6 protein-coding genes are annotated in these 4857 nt (G+C 46.4%); all 6 read left to right on the top strand.

Annotated features, from left to right (window positions below):
- A partial coding sequence (locus VIP81_RS05350) for a uroporphyrinogen decarboxylase family protein (RefSeq protein WP_331957440.1) occupies positions 1-340 on the top strand: 340 nt, incomplete at its 5' end.
- Positions 341-461: 121 nt separating this feature from the next.
- Complete coding sequence (gene hemF, locus VIP81_RS05345) at positions 462-1379, top strand: oxygen-dependent coproporphyrinogen oxidase (RefSeq protein WP_331957439.1); 918 nt, start codon at positions 462-464, stop codon at positions 1377-1379.
- A 22-nt stretch (positions 1380-1401) separates the two neighbouring features.
- Positions 1402-2373 carry a porphobilinogen synthase gene (hemB, locus tag VIP81_RS05340; protein ID WP_331957438.1) on the top strand — a complete coding sequence of 324 codons (972 nt, stop codon included), beginning with the start codon at positions 1402-1404 and terminating at the stop codon, positions 2371-2373.
- A 36-nt stretch (positions 2374-2409) separates the two neighbouring features.
- The gene (gene hemL / locus VIP81_RS05335) at positions 2410-3696 is read left to right on the top strand and encodes a glutamate-1-semialdehyde 2,1-aminomutase (RefSeq protein WP_331957437.1); all 1287 of its coding nucleotides are present in this window, start codon (positions 2410-2412) and stop codon (positions 3694-3696) included.
- A gap of 142 nt (positions 3697-3838) precedes the next feature.
- Positions 3839-4261, top strand: a complete 423-nt coding sequence (locus VIP81_RS05330; protein WP_331957436.1) for a hypothetical protein — start codon at positions 3839-3841, stop codon at positions 4259-4261.
- 129 nt (positions 4262-4390) lie between these two features.
- Positions 4391-4857: efflux RND transporter periplasmic adaptor subunit (locus VIP81_RS05325; RefSeq protein WP_331957435.1), on the top strand; the 467-nt coding region annotated here is incomplete at its 3' end.

Below are 4857 nucleotides of genomic sequence, written 5' to 3'. Positions count from 1 at the left end.
AACAGCGATGAAGGATATTTGTCCGACCATCGTATTTGCAAAAGGCGCCTGGTTTGCCCTGGAAGATATGGCTGCTACCGGCGCTCATGGCCTGGGCATCGACTGGTGCATTAAACCCGAACTGGCACGTCAGTTTGCCGGCAGCAATATCACCCTGCAAGGCAACTTTGATCCGGCTAAATTACTGGCACCGATTCCGGAAATTGAAAAGTCCGTGAAAGAAATGCTGAAAGGATTTGGCAGACAACGTTACATTGCCAACCTCGGACACGGTATCTTACCGAATGTACCGGTAGATCATGCCAGAGCATTTGTAGAAACAGTTAAAGCACACGGATAATGATCCAGCTTTTAGCTGTTAGCTATTAGCTGTTAATGACTCATAACTGCTAAATGCCAACTACTAAAGGCTAAATAACAAAATAAACTAAAAGCTAACTGCTAAAAGCTAACAGCTAAAAATGATAAAATCTGCATTCATATCATTCATTCACGGCTTACAGGACGAGATCTGCACCGCACTGGAAAAAGCAGATGGTAAAGCTACCTTCCGCGAAGACCAATGGGAGCGTCCCGGCGGCGGTGGTGGTAAATCACGTGTGATTGCCAACGGCAACGTATTCGAAAAAGGCGGCGTGAGCACCTCCATCGTACACGGCGAATTACCGGAAGCCATGGCGCAGCAGTTTGGTGTTACCAACAGCCAGTTTATGGCCTGCGGCATCTCCCTGGTGATTCATCCGCTGAATCCTTTTGTACCTACCGTACATGCCAATTTCCGTTATTTTGAATTATATGAACAGGATGGAACATTGAAGGATAGCTGGTTTGGTGGTGGCGCCGATTTAACGCCCTACTACCTCGACGAAGCCGATGGTATTCATTTTCACCAAACGTTCAAAAATGCCTGCGACCCTTTCGGCACAGACCTCTATCCAAAATATAAAAAACACTGCGATGAGTATTTCATCAATAAACATCGCGACAACGAAGCCCGTGGTATAGGTGGTATATTTTTCGATTACCTGCGCCCGGATGCCAACACCTCCGCTGAAGAACGGCTGGCCTTCTCCAAAGCCAATGGTAATGCTTTCATTGAAGCCTACCTGCCAATTGTGGAGAAAACTAAAAACCTGCCGTATACAGAAGCACACAGAAGCTGGCAGGCGTATAGACGTGGCCGTTATGTAGAGTTCAATCTTATTCACGACAGAGGAACACTGTTTGGCTTAAAAACCAATGGCCGTACGGAATCTATTTTAATGAGTCTTCCACCGGTAGCCCGCTGGGAATACGACTTTCATACCATACCCGGCAGCCCGGAAGCACAGCTACAGGAGTTTTTAAAACCACGTGACTGGACAACACCCACTATATAAAAACAATAAAATTTTTATAAAGATGATCAGAAGAAACAGAATCTTAAGAGTATCTCCCGCCATTCGTGCAATGGTAGCGGAAACAATTGTAAGGCCCAGCGATTTCATCGCGCCGTTATTTGTTACCGAAGGAGAAAATGTGAAGGAAGAGATCAGCTCTATGCCAGGTTATTTCAGGTATTCACTGGACCTTACTATTAAGGAAGCCAAAGAACTCTGGAGCCTGGGGATTAAAAGTGTATTGTTGTTTGTAAAAGCACTGGATAGTGTAAAAGATAACAAAGGAACAGAAGCCGTTAATCCAAACGGATTAATGCAGCGCGCGATCCGTGGCATCAAAAATGCACTCCCGGATATGGTGGTGATGACAGATGTGGCACTGGATCCTTACTCTTCCTATGGTCATGATGGTATTGTAGATGGTACAGAGATTGTGAACGATCCTACCGTGGAAGTGCTGGCACGTATGAGTTTGAGCCATGCACAGGCAGGCGCTGACTTTGTAGCGCCCAGCGATATGATGGACGGCCGCATCCTGGCTATCCGCAATATCCTGGAAGAAAATGGCTTCGATAAAACAGGTATCATGGCTTACAGTGCCAAATATGCTTCCTGCTTTTATGGCCCCTTCCGTGATGCACTGGACTCCGCTCCCGGCTTCGGCGATAAAAAAACATACCAGATGGACTACGCCAATTCGCGCGAAGCCATCAAGGAAACACTGATGGATATTGAAGAAGGAGCTGACATCGTAATGGTAAAACCTGCCATGGCGTACCTGGATATTATGCGCATCATTAAAGATCGTACAACCGTTCCCGTTAGTGCATATCACGTGAGTGGTGAATATGCAATGATTAAAGCAGCAGCAGAAAGAGGATGGCTCGATGAAAACAAAGCGATCCTGGAAAGCATGACCAGCATGAAACGTGCGGGTGCGGATCTGATTGCTACTTACTTTGCAAAAGACGCCGCCAAACTGCTGAATGCATAATTTCCTATATTGCACAAAATAATAAACCACCAACAGATGTACAGCAAAAGTGAAATGTTATTCGGGAAAGCAAAGCAGGTAATTCCCGGCGGTGTTAACTCTCCCGTACGGGCATTTAAAAGTGTAGGCGGCACACCCATATTTATGGAACGCGCAAAGGGCGCCTACATGTACGATGTAGATGGCAATCAGTATATTGATTACATCAATTCCTGGGGCCCTATGATCCTCGGTCATGCTTATGAACCAGTGATCAAAGCCATACAGGAATATGCTACCTACTCTACCTCTTTTGGTGCACCCACTGAACTGGAAATAAAGATCGCAGAACTGATCGTTTCCATGGTGCCTAACATTGACATGGTACGCATGGTGAACTCCGGCACCGAAGCCTGTATGACAGCGCTCCGACTGGCCAGAGGTTATACCGGCCGTAACAAGTTTATCAAATTTGATGGCTGTTACCATGGTCACGCAGATGCGTTCCTGGTAAGCGCCGGCAGTGGCGTAGCTACCCTGGGGATACAATCCGTTCCCGGTGTAACCGCTACCGTAGCAGAAGATACACTCACCGCTCCCTATAATAATTTACCAGCCGTAGAACAACTGGTAGCAACACATGGCGCCGATATTTGCGCCATCATTATAGAACCGGTAGCGGGTAACATGGGCTGTATCCTGCCACAACCGGGGTTCCTGGAAGGTTTGCGCAAAATCTGCGATGAAAATAATATTCTCCTCATCTTTGATGAAGTAATGACGGGCTTCAGGCTGGCACGTGGTGGTGCACAGGAATTGCTGGGCATTAAAGCTGACCTGGTGACCTTCGGAAAAATCATTGGAGCCGGTATGCCGGTAGGTGCAGTAGCTGGTCCGAAAGAAATTATGGAGTACCTGGCACCCGCCGGAAAAGTATACCAGGCAGGCACCTTGAGCGGTAACCCTATCGCCATGATTGCCGGATATACCCTGCTTCAAACACTGAACGATAATCCCGTTATTTACCAGCAACTGGAAGAAAAAGCCAACTACCTCGTAAACGGATTAAAAGAAGCATTTGGCGCAGCAGGCGTTGTACACAGCATTAACCAAATGGGATCCATGCTGAGCGCACATTTCACCGAATATCCTATCGTGGATTTCTCCGCCGCATCTGCTGCCAACAATGAATTATTCAAAAGGTTTTTCCATGCCATGCTGGAACGTGGTGTATACCTGCCACCTTCCGCCTTCGAAAGCTGGTTTATGAGTAATGCACTCACTACCGAAGACCTGGACAAAACCATCGCTGCTGCTAAATCTGCCATGCAGGCAATCAAATAGTTAACAATTCAATCCTGTGCTGAGTGGAAAAGACTGTCTCCTTAAAAGAGACAGTCTTTTATTTTTTACCGGTCATCCAAAAATATTTCCTTTACAATAAACTAACGCGCAAATAAATCTAAAACAATTAATTTGCGGTTTAATGCACGAACGTATACACATATTAAAACGTTGGACAACCGTCTGTTTCCTGCTGTGCTTACAGCTGGTAACCGGCGCCCTGCCCGTGTTTGCAGCGCATCGTCATTTTTCGCTGCACGATATTAGTATACTGCAGGCACAGCAGGATAAACTGCAAAATCTCCTTCACAAAATTCCGGTACACCTCGAAGCCGATGATGAAGGAACGGATGTATGGCATATCACCAAACATCGCCGCAAAACACGCTGGTACCTTTCTGCAACTGCTCCGCAGGTAAGTACCGCTACCCGTATTGTATACCTCGATGCAGATAGTACTGCACACAGTATTTATATTCCTGTTAATAAAACCGGAGAATACGAACGACAGAAATCCTTTCGGCCGGCGTACTATTCTTTCCTCTTCCGGTTTACCCCCTTCTGAGTACAGCATACTTTTCGTTTGTAATTTTTTTTAGGGAGATGCCTGCCATTTCCGCTACCATAGCGGATCAGCATCTTACTGTGTTGTATTCACTTATTCCGGAGAAACCGGGATCAATATCTTATTGCTATGCGTCAATATACAGGGATCTTTACATCGCTGATCGCCCTTTTCATGGCTGGTTGTGCCACCAAAGGAGAAAGTACCAACAATGCTGATTTAAAAATATTGCCAGTCACCGTACTGGGAACAAAAGATACCATCCTGCACCGCTCTTATGTTACAGACATACAAGCCGTACAAAATGTGGAAATACGTGCACGGGTAAACGGATTTCTCGATAAAATATACATCGACGAAGGACAGGAAGTAAAAAAAGGACAATTGCTTTTTGGCATCAGCGATGCAGAATACCGTGCAGAACTGGCCAAGGCCAAAGCTGTACTCAGTAGTGTGGTAGCAGAAAGCAAGGCAGCCGCACTTGAACTGGACCGGGTAACCATGCTGGTAGATAAAAAAGTAGTAGCCCCTTCGGAACTGGAAGTAGCCAGTGCCAAACTGGCCGCCGCACAAGCCAGAATTGAAGAAGCCCGCTC

Source organism: Chitinophaga sp. (genome assembly GCF_036566945.1).
In the GTDB taxonomy this organism is placed as follows: domain Bacteria; phylum Bacteroidota; class Bacteroidia; order Chitinophagales; family Chitinophagaceae; genus Chitinophaga.
Note: the sequence above shows the minus strand (reverse complement) of the source record. Positions and strands in the feature narration are given on the sequence as shown.